Source organism: Streptomyces sp. DH37 (assembly GCF_029813835.1).
Classification (GTDB): domain Bacteria; phylum Actinomycetota; class Actinomycetes; order Streptomycetales; family Streptomycetaceae; genus Streptomyces.
In genome coordinates this window covers 1-14,772 of record NZ_JARVKV010000025.1, presented here as the reverse complement: position 1 = coordinate 14,772, position 14,772 = coordinate 1, and the positions used below count along the sequence as shown (strand labels likewise).

The window sequence follows — 14,772 nt, the reverse complement described above, 5'->3', positions numbered from 1 at the left end:
CGAAGTGCCGCAGAGTCGCACTGTATTCCACCGCCACGCGTTTTCCGATCCCCACCGGAAAACAGACGCAAAACATCCGCCGCGCGACCTCGCGGGTCGCGCGGCGGATGCCGGCGGGGGTTTCCGGGCGCTTTCCGGGCCGGGCGCCTCCCGGGCCGGGGAGTCCGTCAGACGTCGACGCCCTTGGCGGCCAGGTAGGTGATCGGGTTGATGTCCGAGCCGTAGTAGGCGCCGTTGCGGGCCTCGAAGTGCAGGTGCGGGCCCGTGCTGTTGCCGGTGGAGCCGACCGCGCCGATCCGCTGGCCGCCGCCGACCTTCTGGCCGGGCGAGACGTTCGTGGCGGACAGGTGGGCGTACTGGGTGTACTTGCCGTCGGCGTGGCGGATGACGATCTGGTTGCCGTACGCGCCGCCCCAGCCGACCGTCACCACGGTGCCCGGTCCGACGGACCGCACGGCGGTGCCGGTGTTGGCGGGGAAGTCGATGCCGCTGTGCTTGCCGGAGGACCAGGAGGCGCCGGCCTGCTTGTACGTGGTGGTGGTGTCCACGCCCGCGACCGGGTCGGTGTAGCCGGAAGCGGCACGGCGCTCGGCGGAGCGCTCGGCGCGCTCGGCGGCGACCGCGCGCTCCTTCCGGGCGGCCTCGCGCTCCTCGGCCGCCTTCGCGGCGGCGCGCTCCTTCGCGGCCTTCTCCGCGGCGGCGGCACGCTGCTTCGCGGCCTGCTCCGCGGCGTCGGCCCGCTCCGCGGCGGCCTGCTCGGCGGCGACCTTCTTCGCGGCGTCGGCGGCGCGCTGCTGGGCCTGCGCCTGGGCCCGGACGTCGTCGGCGATCGTGTCGCCCACGGCCATGGCCTGGACGAAGCCCAGGGCGTAGGTCCTGGAGTCCCCGTCCGGCGCGGCGATCGCGGGGGTGGCGGCGGCGCCGACCACACCGGTGACGGCCAGGGCGGCGGCCCCCACCAGACCGGCGCGGGTGCGCACGGAGCGGCTGGAGAGGTGGTGCTTCTCGGTGAGGTTCTCGGTGAGCCCGGTGAGGTTGTCGGTGAGCCCGGTGAGCTTCTCGGTCAGCTTCTCGGCGAGCTGCGCGGTGGTACGGGTGAACGCCATGAACGGCGTGCTCCTTTCCTTCCTTCTCGCCTACCGGGTTAGCTGTCGGGTTCGGAGCAGGAAGGTCTCCTACGAGCGCGCGGCTCGATTCACCCCAGGTGCCTCGGAAGAGGGCCTCCTCCAGCGCGGAACGGCGGGAGGGTGGGTCCCCGGCTCCCCTCGTGGGGGACTCGGCGATCGCTGCCGTCGGCCACGGTCGCGGTCACTTCTGACGAGCAGCGAGATCGACGCTAAACGGACAAATTTGAGCGAGCAAGCAAATAGGGGCTTTTGTAGGCCATGCCACATGAGACCTCCCCCGGAAAGCCCCAAACTCGGACATAGCGAAGGCCCTTGGTGTGACAACCACACCAAGGGCCTTCGTCGTCGGGGCCGCCCGGGGGCGGCCGGCGGTCACTGGTCCGTGACGACCGTCACCTCTCCGATGCCCAGGTCCCGCACCGTGTCGGCGATCTGTGACGCGTCTCCCACCAGCACCGTCACCAGGCGGTCCGCCGGGAAGGCGGCCACGGCCGCCGCCGTCGCCTCCACGGTGCCGGTCTCGGCGAGGCGGGCGTACAGCCGCGCCTGGTAGTCGTCGGGGAGGTGCTGCTCCACCTGGTCGGCGAGGGTGCCGGCCACGGCCGCCGCCGTCTCGTAGCGCAGCGGGGCGACGCCCACCAGGTTCTGCACGGCCGTGTCGCGCTCGGCGTCGGTGAGGCCCTCCTCCGCCAGGGTGCGCAGCACCCGCCACAGGTCGTCCAGCGCGGGCCCGGTCACATCGGTGGCCACCGAGCCGTTGATCGCCAGGAGTGAGGCGCCGGTGCCCTCGGGTGACGAGCGCAGCACCTGGGCGAAGGCCCGCACGCCGTAGGTGTAGCCCTTCTCCTCGCGCAGCACCCGGTCCAGCCGGGAGGTCAGCGTGCCGCCCAGGCAGTACGTGCCGAGCACCTGGGCGGGCCAGACGCGGTCGTGCCGGTCGGGGCCGACCCGGCCGATGAGGAGCTGGGTCTGCACCGCGCCGGGCCGGTCCACGATGACCACCCGGCCGGTGTCGTCCGCGGTGATCGGCGGGACCGGGCGGGGCCCGGCGGCCGGACCCGTCCAGTCGCCGAGGGTGTCGGCCAGGGCCTTGTCCAGGTCCACCCCGGTGAAGTCGCCGACCACCACGGCCGTGGCCGTCGAGGGCCGTACGTGCTCCTCGTAGAAGGCGCGCACCGCCGCGGCGTCGATGTTCCTGATGGTCTCCTCGGCGCCCTGGCGGGGGCGCGAGAGCCGGGAGTCGGCCGGGAACAGCTCCTTGGACAGCGCGATGGCGGCCCGGCGGGCGGGGTTGGCCAGCTCGTGCGGGATCTCGTCCAGGCGGTTGCGCACCAGCCGCTCGACCTCCCCCTCCGGGAAGGCGGGCGCCCGCAGCGCGTCGGCGAGCAGGCCGAGGGCCTTGGTCAGCCGGGAGGCCGGGACCTCCAGGGAGACCCGCAGGCCGGGGTGGTCGGCGTGGGCGTCCAGGGTGGCTCCGCAGCGCTCCAGCTCCGCGGCGAACTCCTCGGCGCTGTGCTTGTCGGTCCCCTCGCTCAGCGCCCGGGCCATGATCGCGGCCACGCCCTCCCGCTCCCGCGGCTCGGCGTCCAGCGGCGCGACGAGGTTGACCTCGACGGCGACGACCTTCTGGCCGGGGCGGTGGCAGCGCAGCACGGTCAGCCCGTTGGGCAGCTCGCCGCGCTCGGGGGCCGGGAACGCCCACGGCCTGGGCTCGCCGCCGCGGGGCTGGGGGTGGAACTCCATCGACATTCCGTTCTGGGCCGTGGCGTCGCTCACTGAGCGGCCTCCTGGTCGTGGGTGTCGGCGGCGGCACCGGCCTCGGAGACGGTGGCGCCCTCGGAGACGTCGGCCGCGGTGTCGGGGGCGGTCGCCTGGGTGGGTTCGTAGACCAGCACCGCGCGGTTGTCGGGGCGCAGCCGGGCCGCGGCCACCGCGCGCACCTCCTCGGCGGTGACCCGGAGCACGCGCTCCACCGCGGTCAGGGCGAGCTGGGGGTCGCCGAACAGCACCGCGTAGCGGCACAGCTCGTCGGCGCGGCCGCCGACCGTGGCCAGCCGGTCCAGCCACTCGCGCTCCAGCAGGGCCTGGGCGCGCTCCATCTCCGCCGGGGTCGGGCCCTCCTCGGCGAAGCGGGCCAGCTCCTCGTCGACGGCCGCCTCGATGTCGGCGGTCTCGGCGTCGCCGGAGGCCTTCACGTCCAGCCACCCCATCGAGGGCGCGCCCGCCAGCCGCAGCATGCCGAAGCCGGCGGTGACGGCGGTGCGGTCGCGGCGGACCAGGCGGTTGTGGAGGCGGGAGGACTCGCCGCCGCCCAGCACGGTCAGCGCCACGTCGGCGGCGTCCGCCTCGCGGGTGCCGTCGTGCGGCAGCCGGTAGGCGGCCATCAGCGCCCGGGAGGGCACCTCCTCGTGGAGGATCTGCTTGACCTCCTCGCCGATGACGTCCGGCAGGGCGCCGTCGCGCGGCGGGCGCTTGCCGTCGTGGGAGGGGATGGACCCGAAGTACTTCTCGACCCAGGCGAGCGTCCGCTCCGGGTCGATGTCGCCGACGACCGCCAGCACGGCGTTGTTCGGCGCGTAGTAGGTGCGGAAGAAGTCCCGCGCGTCCTCCAGGGACGCGGCGTCCAGGTCGGCCATCGACCCGATGGGGGTGTGGTGGTACGGGTGGCCCTCGGGGTAGACCATCGCCGTCAGCCTCTCGAACGCGGTGCCGTAGGGCACGTTGTCGTACCGCTGGCGGCGCTCGTTCTTCACCACGTCGCGCTGGTTCTCCATGGACTCCTCGTCCAGGGCGGCCAGCAGCGACCCCATGCGGTCGGCCTCCAGCCACAGCGCCAGCTCCAGCTGGTGCGCGGGCATGGTCTCGAAGTAGTTGGTGCGCTCGAAGCTGGTGGTGCCGTTGAGCGAGCCGCCCGCCCCCTGCACCAGTTCGAAGTGGCCGTTCCCCTTCACCTGTGCCGATCCCTGGAACATCAGGTGCTCGAAGAGGTGCGCCAGACCGGTTCGTCCCTCGACCTCGTGGCGCGAGCCGACGTCGTACCAGAGGCAGACCGCGGCGACCGGCGTCTGGTGGTCCTCGGAGAGCACCACGCGCAGCCCGTTGGAGAGCCGGTGCTCGGTCGCCGTCAGACCGCCGGCGGTGGGCGGAGGGGAGGCCGTGTGAGCCATGGGCAGGGAGTCCCTTCGATCGCGATCGCGGACAGCGTCCTCACAACGCGTGTGTGGTCACTGTATGCAAGCGGCCGGACAAAGCGCGAAGTTCCCGTACGGTTCGGGGCGGGGACCCGGCTGTCAGTGCCGAGGTCCACAATGGTCACCGTCCGTCCCCTGCCCCCGCGCGGGGACACACAGTCCGCAGTACGCAAGAAGGAGTCGCAGCCGCGATGGCCCGCCGCAGCACGAAGACCCCGCCGTCCGGGGGAGAGTTCGAGGAGCGCATCCTCGACATCGACGTCGTCGACGAGATGCAGGGCTCCTTCCTGGAGTACGCCTACTCGGTCATCTACTCGCGCGCCCTGCCCGACGCGCGCGACGGCCTCAAGCCGGTGCACCGGCGGATCCTGTACCAGATGCACGAGATGGGCCTGCGGCCCGAACGGCCGTACGTCAAGTGCGCGCGCGTCGTCGGCGAGGTGATGGGCAAGCTCCACCCGCACGGCGACAGCGCCATCTACGACGCGCTGGTGCGCCTGGCGCAGCCCTTCTCCATGCGGCTGCCGCTGGTGGACGGCCACGGCAACTTCGGCTCGCTGGGCAACGACGACCCGCCCGCCGCGATGCGGTACACCGAGTGCCGGGCCACCCCGGCGGCCGGGCTGATGGTCGAGTCGATCGACGAGGACACCGTCGACTTCGCGCCCAACTACGACGGCAGCGAGCAGGAGCCGGCCGTCCTGCCGTCGGCCTACCCGAACCTGCTGGTCAACGGCGCGTCGGGCATCGCGGTCGGCATGGCCACCAACATGCCCCCGCACAACCTGGGCGAGGTGATCGCCGCCGCCCGGCACCTGATCAAGCACCCCGGCGCGGACCTGGAGACGCTGATGCGCTTCGTGCCGGGTCCGGACCTGCCCACCGGCGGCCGGATCGTCGGGCTGGACGGCATCAGGGACGCGTACGCCAGGGGGCGCGGCACCTTCAAGATCCGCGCCACGGTCTCCGTGGAGAACGTGACCGCGCGGCGCAAGGGCCTGGTCGTCACCGAACTGCCCTTCAACGTCGGCCCGGAGAAGGTCATCTCCAAGATCAAGGACCTGGTCAACGGCAAGAAGATCCAGGGCATCGCCGACGTCAAGGACCTCACCGACCGCGAGCACGGGCTGCGGCTGGTCGTCGAGATCAAGAACGGCTTCAACCCCGAGGCCGTCCTGGAGCAGCTCTACAAGCTGACGCCGATGGAGGAGTCCTTCGGCATCAACAACGTGGCCCTGGTCGACGGCCAGCCGCTGACGCTGGGCCTGAAGGAGCTGCTGGAGGTCTACGTCGACCACCGCTTCACCGTGGTGCGGCGGCGCAGCGAGTTCCGGCGCGGCAAGCGGCGGGACCGGCTGCACCTGGTCGAGGGCCTGCTGGTGGCGCTGGTCGACATCGACGAGGTCATCCGGATCATCCGCTCCAGCGAGAACGCCGCGCGGGCCAAGGAGGCGCTGATCGCCCGGTTCGGCCTGTCCGAGGTCCAGACGCAGTACATCCTCGACACCCCGCTGCGCCGTCTGACGAAGTTCGACCGGATCGAGCTGGAGGCCGAGCGCGACCGGCTGAACGCCGAGATCGAGGAGCTGACCCGCATCCTGGACTCCGACGCGGAGCTGCGGAAGCTGGTCTCCTCGGAACTGGGCGCGGTCGCCCGGAAGTACGGCACCCCGCGCCGCACCGAGCTGCTGTCCTCGGCGGACGTCCCGGTCGCGGCCGTCCCGCTCCAGGTCGCCGACGACCCGTGCCGGGTGCTGCTGTCCTCCACCGGGCTGCTGGCCCGCACCGCGGGCGGCGAGCCGGCCCCCGACGCCTCCGCCCGGCGCCGCAAGCACGACGTGATCGTCTCGGCCGTCCCCGCGACGGCCCGGGGCGAGGTGGGCGCGGTGACCTCCACCGGGCGCCTGCTGCGGATCTCGGTCGTCGACCTGCCCCAGCTCCCGGAGAACTCCGCGCCGAACCTGGCGGGCGGCGCCCAGTTCACGGAGTTCCTCTCCCTGCGGGAGGGCGAGGAGCTGGTGTGCCTCACCACGCTGGACGAGTCCTCGCCTGGCCTGGCGCTGGGCACCGAGCAGGGCGTGGTCAAGCGGGTGGTGCCCGACTATCCGGCCAACAAGGACGAGTTGGAGGTCATCACCCTCAGGGAGGGCGACCGGATCGTCGGCGCGGTGGAGCTGCACACCGGTGACGAGGACCTGGTCTTCATCACCGACGAGGCGCAGCTGCTGCGCTTCCCGGCCGGGCAGGTGAGGCCGCAGGGCCGTCCCGCGGGCGGTGTGGCGGGCGTCAAGCTCGGCCAGAACGCGAAGGTGATCTCCTTCACCGCCATCGACCCGGCCGCCGACGCGGTGGTCTTCACGGTCGCGGGCTCGCACGGCACGCTGGTCGACGGGGTGGGCACGGCCAAGCTGACGCCGTTCGACCAGTACCCGCGCAAGGGCCGGGCCACGGGAGGGGTGCGCTGCCACCGCTTCCTCAAGGGCGAGGACTGCCTGTCCTTCGCCTGGGCCGGCACCTCTCCCGCCCGCGCGGCGGACGCCAAGGGCTCGCCGGTGGAGCTGCCGGAGCCGGATCCGCGCCGCGACGGCTCGGGCACCCCGCTGGCCAAGGCGGTCTCGGCGGTCGCCGGCCCGGTGTGAGGGCCCGGTGCGGCCGCCCGGCGCGTACCGCCCGCACCGCCGGGTCGTCCGGAGGCGGTCCGTTCCGGCCGGAAGCCGGGCGGCGGCTCAGTCAGGGGGCCGCGCACGGCGCCGGCGGCCCCGTGCCCCCTCCCCCGCACGGCGCCTCCCCGGTGCCAGGGGCGCCGGGGAGGCCGGCCGGCTCGCGCCGGCCGGGACACGGGGGCACGGGGCCGCCGGGTCCGCGTCCCGCGCTCAGGGCCGTACGTAGCGCAGGACGCCCCACATGCTGTCCGGGCTCGCCTCCTGCGGGGATCCGGTGGCCCGGCAGGCCGCCAGTTCCCCGCGCACGGCGTCGGCGTCGATGCCGGAGCCGATCAGCACGAGCTGCGTCAGACGCGGCTCACCGCTCCCCCACGGCCCGGGGTCGAAGCGCAGGAAGCGGCCGACCGTGTGCAGCCCGTACTTCTGCCGGTGCCCGGGCACGCCGAAGTGGACGAAGCCCTTGATCCGGTACAGGCCGTCGGGCCTGCCGTCGAGGAACTCCATGAGCCGGCGCGGGTCCACCGGCTCGCCGGTGGTGAACTCCACGCTCTGGTAGGCGGCGTGGAGGTGCCCGTCGTGCCCCTCGCCGCACCCGCGCCCGCCGTCGCGGATCTCGGCCCACACGTCCTCGAAGGAGAGCTGGCGCACGCCCTGCGCGCCGTCCTCGCGGGGCCGGGAGTCGAAGAGCAGCTCCGGGTCGACGCGCCCGTGCGAGGCGCGGACGACGGGCACGCCCCGGCCGAGCCTGCGCACCTGCGCGGTCAGGTCCGACAGCTCGTCCTCCCCGACCCGGTCCGCCTTGTTGAGCACCACCAGGTCGGCCATCGCCACATGCCGCTCCAGTTCCGGATGCCTGGTCCGGGTCGCCTCGAACTCCGCCGCGTCGACGACCTCGACCAGCCCGCCGTAGGCGATGTTCTCCTCGGCGCTGGAGAGGATCATCCGGATCAGGGTCTCCGGCTCGGCCAGGCCGCTGGCCTCCACGACGATGACGTCGATGCGCGCCGAGGGACGCGCGAGCCGCTCCAGCATCGCGTCCAGGTCACCGGTGTCGACGGCGCAGCACAGGCAGCCGTTGCCCAGGGAGATCATCGAGTCGACCTGCCCGGCCACCGTCATGGCGTCGATCTCGATGCTGCCGAAGTCGTTGACGACCACACCGATCCGGGTGCCGCCGCTGTGGGCGAGGAGGTGGTTGAGCAGGGTGGTCTTCCCCGATCCCAGGAAACCGGCGAGGACGACGACCGGGATCCGCTTCCTGACCAAGCTCGCGCCTCCATCGTGCGGGTGGCAGCCGTACCGGGACGGCTGCCGATCGTAGCCGACGGCCTCCGCCGTGCCGGGTCCGCCCGGATCCACCGGAAGGACTCCCCCGGCGGGAGGGGTTAGGCTCGCCCGTGTGAGTACCTGCTCGACCGCCTCCCGGGCGCTGGCCGAACCGCTCGCGGCCACCGCCGCGGCGGCCCGGACGTGGCTGCTGGTCGAGCAGCCCGGACCGTGGGGGGCCAGGGCCCTCACCGACAGCCGTCTCGACCGGGACCTCGGCCGTGCGCTGGAGCGGGCCGCCGGCGGCACCGGCGTACGCGTCGCGCTGATCCGCCGCCCCGGCCGCCACCCGGACCTCCACGGTTCCGAACGCCGGGTCTTCCTCGCCCACACCCTCCCCGGCCGCTCCTGGGTGCGCACCGCCCTGCTCGCCGGCCCCGGGGAGCTGCGCGACCTCGACGCGGACGCCATGGCCTCGCTCGGCGCGGGCGACCACGGCGGGCTGTGGGAGCCGTACGACGGCGACCCCCTGGCCCTGGTGTGCACCAACGGCAGGCGCGACCGCTGCTGCGCCGTCCTCGGCCGCCCGCTCGCCGCCGAGCTGGCCGCCTCCGGCGCCGGCGAGGTGTGGGAGACCACCCACCTCGGCGGCCACCGCTTCGCGCCCACTCTGCTGGCCCTGCCCTACGGCTACGCGTACGGCAGGCTGGCGGGCCACGCCGTCAAGGGTGTGCTGGACGGGCTGCGGCGCGGCCGGATCGTCACCGACGGCTGCCGGGGCCGCTCGGCCTGGGACCGGCCGGGCCAGGCCGCCGACCTGGCGGTCCGCGAGCTGACGGGCGAGACGGGCGCCGACGCCCTGACGGTCGCGGAGATCGCGGGCGCCGCTCCCGGGTGGAGCGTCACGGTGGCCCACGCCGACGGCCGCGCCTGGCGCGTCACGGTCGCCGAGAACACCGACGTACCGCCCGCGCCCGCCAGCTGCGGCGCCGCTCCCGCTCCCCGGTCCCGGGTGACGGCCACGGCCGTGGCTCCGCTCTGACCCGCCGCTCCGCTGATCCGCTGATCCGCAGCCCCGGCCCCGCCCGGACCGGCGGCCCCGCGCGAGGGGCGCTCAGACGGCGCCCGCCCCCGTCAGCGCCCGTACCTCCGTCTCCGCGTACCCGGCCCCGTCCGCGGGCTCCGGGGAGAGGAGCGTGCCCAGCCGGCCCGCCAGGAAGCCGAGCGGGACGGAGACCAGGGCCGGATTGTGCAGCGGGAAGACGGCGAAGTCCCACTGCGGCAGCAGGGCCCCCGGACCGCCGGAGACGGCCGGGGAGAGCGCGGCCAGGGCGACGGCGGAGACGAGACCCCCGTAGACCGACCACAGGGCGCCGCGGGCGGTGAAGCGCCTTCGGAAGAGCGCGTACAGCAGCACCGGCACGTTGGCCGAGGCGGCGACCGCGAGGGCGAGCCCGACGAGGAGGGCGGCGTTCGCCTCGCGGACGGCCAGGGCCAGGGCCGTGGCGACCGCGCCGACGGCGACCGCCGCGCACCTCGCCGCCGCGGTCCCGCCGCGGGGCGGCCGGCGCCGGCGGCGGCCGGGCGAGGCGCGCAGGTCGTGGACGACGGACGCCGAGGAGGCGAGGGTGAGGCCCGCGGCCACCGCCAGGGCGGTGGTGAGGGCGACCGCGGCGACCACCGCGAACAGCACCGCTCCCCCGGCCGAACCGGCCCCGCCGCCCAGTTCGAGGGCGAGCAGCGGGACGGCGGCGTTCCCCGAGGCGTCCGCGGCGCGTACGGCCTCCGGGCCCACCAGGGCCGTGGCGCCGAGGCCCAGCACGACCGCCGTCAGGCAGAGGCCGCCGGTCAGCCCGGTCGCCCAGAGCGCCGAGCGCCGGGCGGCGCGGGCGGTGGGAACGGTCAGGAAGCGGGCCAGGACGTGCGGCATCCCGGCGGTGCCCAGGACGAGCGCCAGAGCGAGGCTGACGAGGTCCAGCCGCGCGGTCCAGCCGTGGCCGCGCTCGGGCGCGAGGAGGCCGGAGCCGGAACCGGAACCGGAACCGGAACCGCCGCGCTCGGCCGCGGCGGCCGCCAGGGCGGCCGGATCGCCGCCGTGGCGCAGCAGCACGAGCACCGCGAGCACGGCGGCGCACGCGAGGAGCAGACCTGCCGCGGCGGTCTGGAGCCAGGTGGTCGCGCGCATGCCCCCGCACGAGACGTGGACCGCCACCAGCACGCCGACCCCGAGGACGGCGCAGGCCCGGACCGTGGGCCCGCCGCCCAGGAGCAGCGCGACCGCACCGCCCGCGCCGGCCGTCTGGGCGACGAGGCAGAGGAGCGAGACGGTGACCGACGAGACGCCCACGGCGATCCGGACCGGGCGCTCGCGCATCCGGACGGCGACCACGTCGGCGAGGGTGAGGCGGCCGCAGTTGCGGACGGACTCGGCGAGGAGGAGGGCCAGCGGCCAGGCGGCGAGGAGTCCGGCGCAGAACGGCAGGCCGCCGTCGCCGCGGAGGGCGATCGTCCCGGCGGCGCCGAGGAGGGCGGCGGCGGGCAGGTGGCCGCCCGCGAGGGCGAAACCGTTGGCCATCGGCGAGAACAGTCGGCCGCCCGTGTGGAACTCCTCCGGCGGGCCGTGACGACCGCGGCCCGCCCGGCGCGTGATCGCCGGAGTGGCTGCGACGGCGACGGTGACGGCGACGGCGCAGAGCAGCAGCGGGGTCAGGGTCGGGTGGCCGCCGGTCACCGGGCCGGGCTTCTCCGGTCCGGGGCCGGGCCGTCCGCCGTACGGGCCAGGTCCTGGGTGTGCCAGCGCAGCTCCAGGGCCGTCCCGTCCCGGTACAGCCGCGCGTGCCGGGCGTACGCCCAGGCCGGCAGGGAGACGGCGGCGAGCTGCGCGAGGAAGGCGGCCGTCCCCACCGTGAACGGCCCGCCGCCCAGCGGGCGGTCCAGCAGACCGGGCGCGGCCCCGACGGCGACCGCGTACGCCAGCTGGCAGGCGAGGAAGGCCGCGCAGGCGGGCAGGACGAAGCGGCGGTGGCGGCGGCGCGCCTCCTGGAAGGCCGCGCTGCGGTGGACGGCGAGGAAGGCGGCGGTACGCGTGTCGGCGGGGGCCCCCGCACCGGGGGCGGGCGGCCGGGGGGCGGGCGCCGCGGGGCCGTCGTGCTCCTCCCCCCAGCCGGAGGCGAGGGTGTCGTACCAGGGGTCGTCGATCCGCATGCCCCAGGATGGGCAGACCCCCGGCCCCGAGGCGGACCAATGCGGACTCTTCACCCTTTCAGGGGATGATTCACAGGGCGTCCCGCAAGCCGGGAGGAGGGGCGGGCGGGGCCCGGAGAGCACCGCCCCCGTCCCGGGCGGGCCGGGGCGGGGGCGGAGGCGGTGGAGGGGGCTGCGGGAGGCGCGGAGCGGTACGCGCCGGTCAGACGTCGATCCGGGAGCGGTCCAGCGTCGCCGCGGAGGTGGTGATGAACTCCTTGCGCGGCGCGACCTCGTTGCCCATCAGCAGGTCGAAGGTCTTCTCGGCGGCCTCCAGGTCGCTGATGTTGATGCGCCGCAGGGTGCGGTGGCGCGGGTCCATCGTCGTCTCCGCGAGCTGGTCGGCGTCCATCTCGCCCAGGCCCTTGTAGCGCTGGATGGAGTCCTTGAAGCGGATCCCCTTGCTCTGCAGCTCCAGCAGGGTCTGGCGCAGCTCGTTGTCGGAGTAGGTGTAGATGTACTTGCCCTGGCCGCGCCTGGGGTTGGTCAGCTCGATCCGGTGCAGCGGGGGCACGGCCGAGAAGACGCGGCCCTGCTCGACCATCGGCCGCATGTAGCGCTGGAAGAGCGTCAGCAGCAGGCAGCGGATGTGCGCGCCGTCGACGTCGGCGTCGGCCAGGAAGATGACCTTGCCGTAGCGCGCCTGGTCGATGTCGAAGGTCCGGCCGGAGCCCGCTCCTATGACCTGGATGATCGCGCCGCACTCGGCGTTCTTCAGCATGTCGGAGACGGACGACTTCTGGACGTTGAGGATCTTGCCGCGGATGGGCAGCAGCGCCTGGAACTCGGAGTTCCGGGCGAGTTTCGCGGTGCCGAGCGCCGAGTCGCCCTCGACGATGAACAGCTCGCTGCGGTCCACGTCGTCGCTGCGGCAATCGGCGAGCTTGGCCGGGAGGGCGGAGGACTCCAGGGCCGTCTTGCGGCGCTGGGCCTCCTTGTGCTGGCGGGCGGCGATGCGGGTGCGGGCCGCGGCGACGGTCTTCTCCAGCACCGAGCGGGCCTGCTGCTTGGCGTCGCGCTTGGTGGAGGTCAGGAACGCCTTCAGCTCCCTGGAGACGACCTGGGCCACGATCCGGGAGGCCGCCGAGGTGCCCAGCACCTCCTTGGTCTGCCCCTCGAACTGCGGCTCGGCCAGCCGTACGGTGACGACCGCCGTCATGCCCTCCAGGGCGTCGTCCTTGACGATGTCGTCCTCGGCGACGCGCAGCAGCTTGGCGGAGCGCAGCACCTCGTTCACGGTGCGGGTGACCGCGCGCTCGAAACCGGCGACGTGGGTGCCGCCCTTGGGGGTGGCGATGATGTTGACGAACGACCTGACCGTGGTGTCGTACCCCGTCCCCCAGCGGAGCGCGACGTCCACGCCCAGTTCGCGGGTGACCTCGGTGGGGATCATGTGGCCGCGCTCGTCCAGGACGGGGACGGTCTCCTTGAAGGTGCCCTGGCCCGTCAGGCGCAGCACGTCGCACAGCGGCCTGTCCTGGGCGAGGTACTCGCAGAACTCGCTGATGCCGCCGTCGTAGCGGAAGACCTCCCGCTCGGGCGGGGCGCCGTCGAGCCCGCGCTCGTCGCGGACGACGATCGTCAGGCCGGGCACCAGGAAGGCGGTCTGGCGGGCGCGGGCGTGCAGGTTCTCCAGGGAGAGCCGGGCGTCCTTGAGGAAGATCTGCCGGTCCGCCCAGTACCGCACGCGGGTGCCGGTGCGGGTCTTGGGGATCTTCTTGCCCTTGCGCAGACCGCTCGCCGGGTCGAAGGGGGCGTCCGGGCCGGACTCGGTGTAGATGCCCGGGACGCCGCGCCGGAAGCTGATGGAGTGGGTGCGGCCGTCGCGGTCGACCTCGACGTCGAGACGGGCGGACAGGGCGTTGACGACGGACGCGCCGACGCCGTGCAGACCGCCGGAGGCCGCGTACGACCCGCCTCCGAACTTGCCGCCGGCGTGCAGCTTGGTCATCACGACCTCGACGCCCGACAGTCCCGTCTTGGGCTCGACGTCGACGGGGATGCCGCGGCCGTTGTCCTGCACCTCGACCGAGCCGTCCTCGTGGAGGATCACCTCGATGTGGTCGCAGTGCCCCCCGAGGGCCTCGTCGACGGAGTTGTCGATGATCTCCCAGAGGCAGTGCATGAGCCCGCGGCTGTCGGTGGAGCCGATGTACATGCCGGGCCGCTTGCGCACCGCCTCCAGCCCTTCGAGGACGAGCAGGTGCCGCGCGGTGTAGTTGGAGCCGTCACGGTCCGCACCCGTGAGCAGGGCGGTGGACGGCATGGGGTTCCCCCTGCCGGAGGCCAGGGGAGTCTCGGCGGTCACGCGGTTCGCTCCTCGCTGAATTTCGCTGGGGATGGCTGTCTTGCGGGTCAGAGGGTACCGAGGCCATGGAGAGCCAAGGTGAAGCCACCCAGGAGAAGGCCCATGCTAAACCAGCATCGACCACGCGTTCGATAACTCGTCCGGGTGACGTGTACATCACGTTCCCTTCCGGGCATGAACCATCTAGGCTCCGGGCACGTCCTCAGGAACAGACCGGGAGACCGGCTCCGGAGGAGACAACCGAACAGACAACGTGAAGACGACAAAGATCAACACATCTCTGTAGACGGCTCATTCGCCGCCAACCCGGCAACATGTCAGCCACCTCACACAGAGATTTTCGAGGAAAAGCCACGAGCGGGAACGTTTTCGGCCTGGTTGGATGTTGACCCTGGTACGACAGCTCGTCGAGCTAGAGAAGAGGCGACGTGACTACTGTTCTGACCCCCGCGAGCCCGCTGACGGCCGCTGACCGCTGCGATCGCTGTGGCGCCCAGGCATACCTGCGTGTTGTGCTCGTCAGCGGTGGAGAGCTGCTGTTCTGCGCCCACCACGGCCGGAAGTTCGAGCCCGAACTCAAGAAGATCGCCGCGGAGATACAGGACGAGACCGAGCGGCTCAACGCCTCCCCCGCAGCGGCGGGTGAGGGTGAGCACTGACGGCTGACCTGCCGACCGGCGGCAAACGACGCGTCCCCATCCGACGAGCTCGGACCGGCCCAGGGCCGGACGCACGGGCGGTCACCCCTTCCCGGGGTGGCCGCCCGTTTGCCGTGGCGGCGGGGGCGGACGGAGGTGGGCTCCGGGCGCACGGACACCCCCGCGCGCCGGCGAAACGGGCACATGGAGGCTCCCTGACCGTACGGCCGTCCCCGTTCCCATCCCAGGGTGGGCCATGCGGGCGACATCCGCATCCCGGCGGTCCCCCGCACACGTCCGCGCACGCCGGAGGGCCGGAACCCCGTGGTTCGGGGT

10 protein-coding genes and 1 riboswitch are annotated in these 14,772 nt (G+C 73.7%); of the genes, 3 read left to right on the top strand and 7 right to left on the bottom strand.

What is annotated here, in order from left to right; genetic code table 11:
• Positions 1-167 precede the first annotated feature (167 nt).
• The 3 genes from QC029_RS14715 to QC029_RS14705 form a co-directional block, all read right to left on the bottom strand.
• A complete protein-coding gene (locus QC029_RS14715) occupies positions 168-1,106 on the bottom strand; it encodes a M23 family metallopeptidase (protein ID WP_279556090.1) in 939 nt (312 codons plus the stop codon).
• Positions 1,107-1,118: 12 nt separating this feature from the next.
• Positions 1,119-1,292: riboswitch (cyclic di-AMP (ydaO/yuaA leader) on the bottom strand.
• Between the two features lie 207 nt (positions 1,293-1,499).
• On the bottom strand, positions 1,500-2,876 hold the full coding sequence (locus tag QC029_RS14710; protein WP_279556148.1) for a pitrilysin family protein: 1,377 nt from the start codon (positions 2,874-2,876) through the stop codon (positions 1,500-1,502).
• 23 nt (positions 2,877-2,899) lie between these two features.
• Complete coding sequence (locus tag QC029_RS14705; protein ID WP_279556089.1) at positions 2,900-4,294, bottom strand: pitrilysin family protein; 1,395 nt, start codon at positions 4,292-4,294, stop codon at positions 2,900-2,902.
• A gap of 215 nt (positions 4,295-4,509) precedes the next feature.
• Between QC029_RS14705 and QC029_RS14700 the strand changes: the two genes are divergently transcribed.
• The gene (locus QC029_RS14700) at positions 4,510-6,957 is read left to right on the top strand and encodes a DNA topoisomerase (ATP-hydrolyzing) subunit A (RefSeq protein WP_279556088.1); all 2,448 of its coding nucleotides are present in this window, start codon (positions 4,510-4,512) and stop codon (positions 6,955-6,957) included.
• 234 nt (positions 6,958-7,191) lie between these two features.
• Here the strand turns inward: QC029_RS14700 and QC029_RS14695 are convergent, their stop codons facing one another.
• Entirely contained in the window at positions 7,192-8,247 is a 1,056-nt protein-coding gene (locus tag QC029_RS14695) for a GTP-binding protein (protein ID WP_279556087.1), read from the bottom strand.
• A gap of 133 nt (positions 8,248-8,380) precedes the next feature.
• On the opposite strand from QC029_RS14695, the gene QC029_RS14690 reads away from it, so the two are divergent.
• Positions 8,381-9,289: a sucrase ferredoxin gene (locus QC029_RS14690; protein WP_279556086.1), complete on the top strand. Its 909-nt coding sequence runs from the start codon at positions 8,381-8,383 to the stop codon at positions 9,287-9,289.
• A 72-nt stretch (positions 9,290-9,361) separates the two neighbouring features.
• On the opposite strand, the gene QC029_RS14685 is transcribed toward QC029_RS14690, so the two are convergent.
• The 3 genes from QC029_RS14685 to QC029_RS14675 form a co-directional block, all read right to left on the bottom strand.
• On the bottom strand, positions 9,362-10,897 hold the full coding sequence (locus QC029_RS14685; protein WP_279556147.1) for a cation acetate symporter: 1,536 nt from the start codon (positions 10,895-10,897) through the stop codon (positions 9,362-9,364).
• 77 nt (positions 10,898-10,974) lie between these two features.
• The gene (locus QC029_RS14680; protein WP_279556085.1) at positions 10,975-11,451 is read right to left on the bottom strand and encodes a DUF485 domain-containing protein; all 477 of its coding nucleotides are present in this window, start codon (positions 11,449-11,451) and stop codon (positions 10,975-10,977) included.
• Between the two features lie 202 nt (positions 11,452-11,653).
• The gene (locus tag QC029_RS14675; RefSeq protein ID WP_279556146.1) at positions 11,654-13,756 is read right to left on the bottom strand and encodes a type IIA DNA topoisomerase subunit B; all 2,103 of its coding nucleotides are present in this window, start codon (positions 13,754-13,756) and stop codon (positions 11,654-11,656) included.
• A gap of 470 nt (positions 13,757-14,226) precedes the next feature.
• Between QC029_RS14675 and QC029_RS14670 the strand changes: the two genes are divergently transcribed.
• Positions 14,227-14,457 carry a hypothetical protein gene (locus QC029_RS14670; protein WP_279556084.1) on the top strand — a complete coding sequence of 77 codons (231 nt, stop codon included), beginning with the start codon at positions 14,227-14,229 and terminating at the stop codon, positions 14,455-14,457.
• Positions 14,458-14,772: the final 315 nt, after the last annotated feature.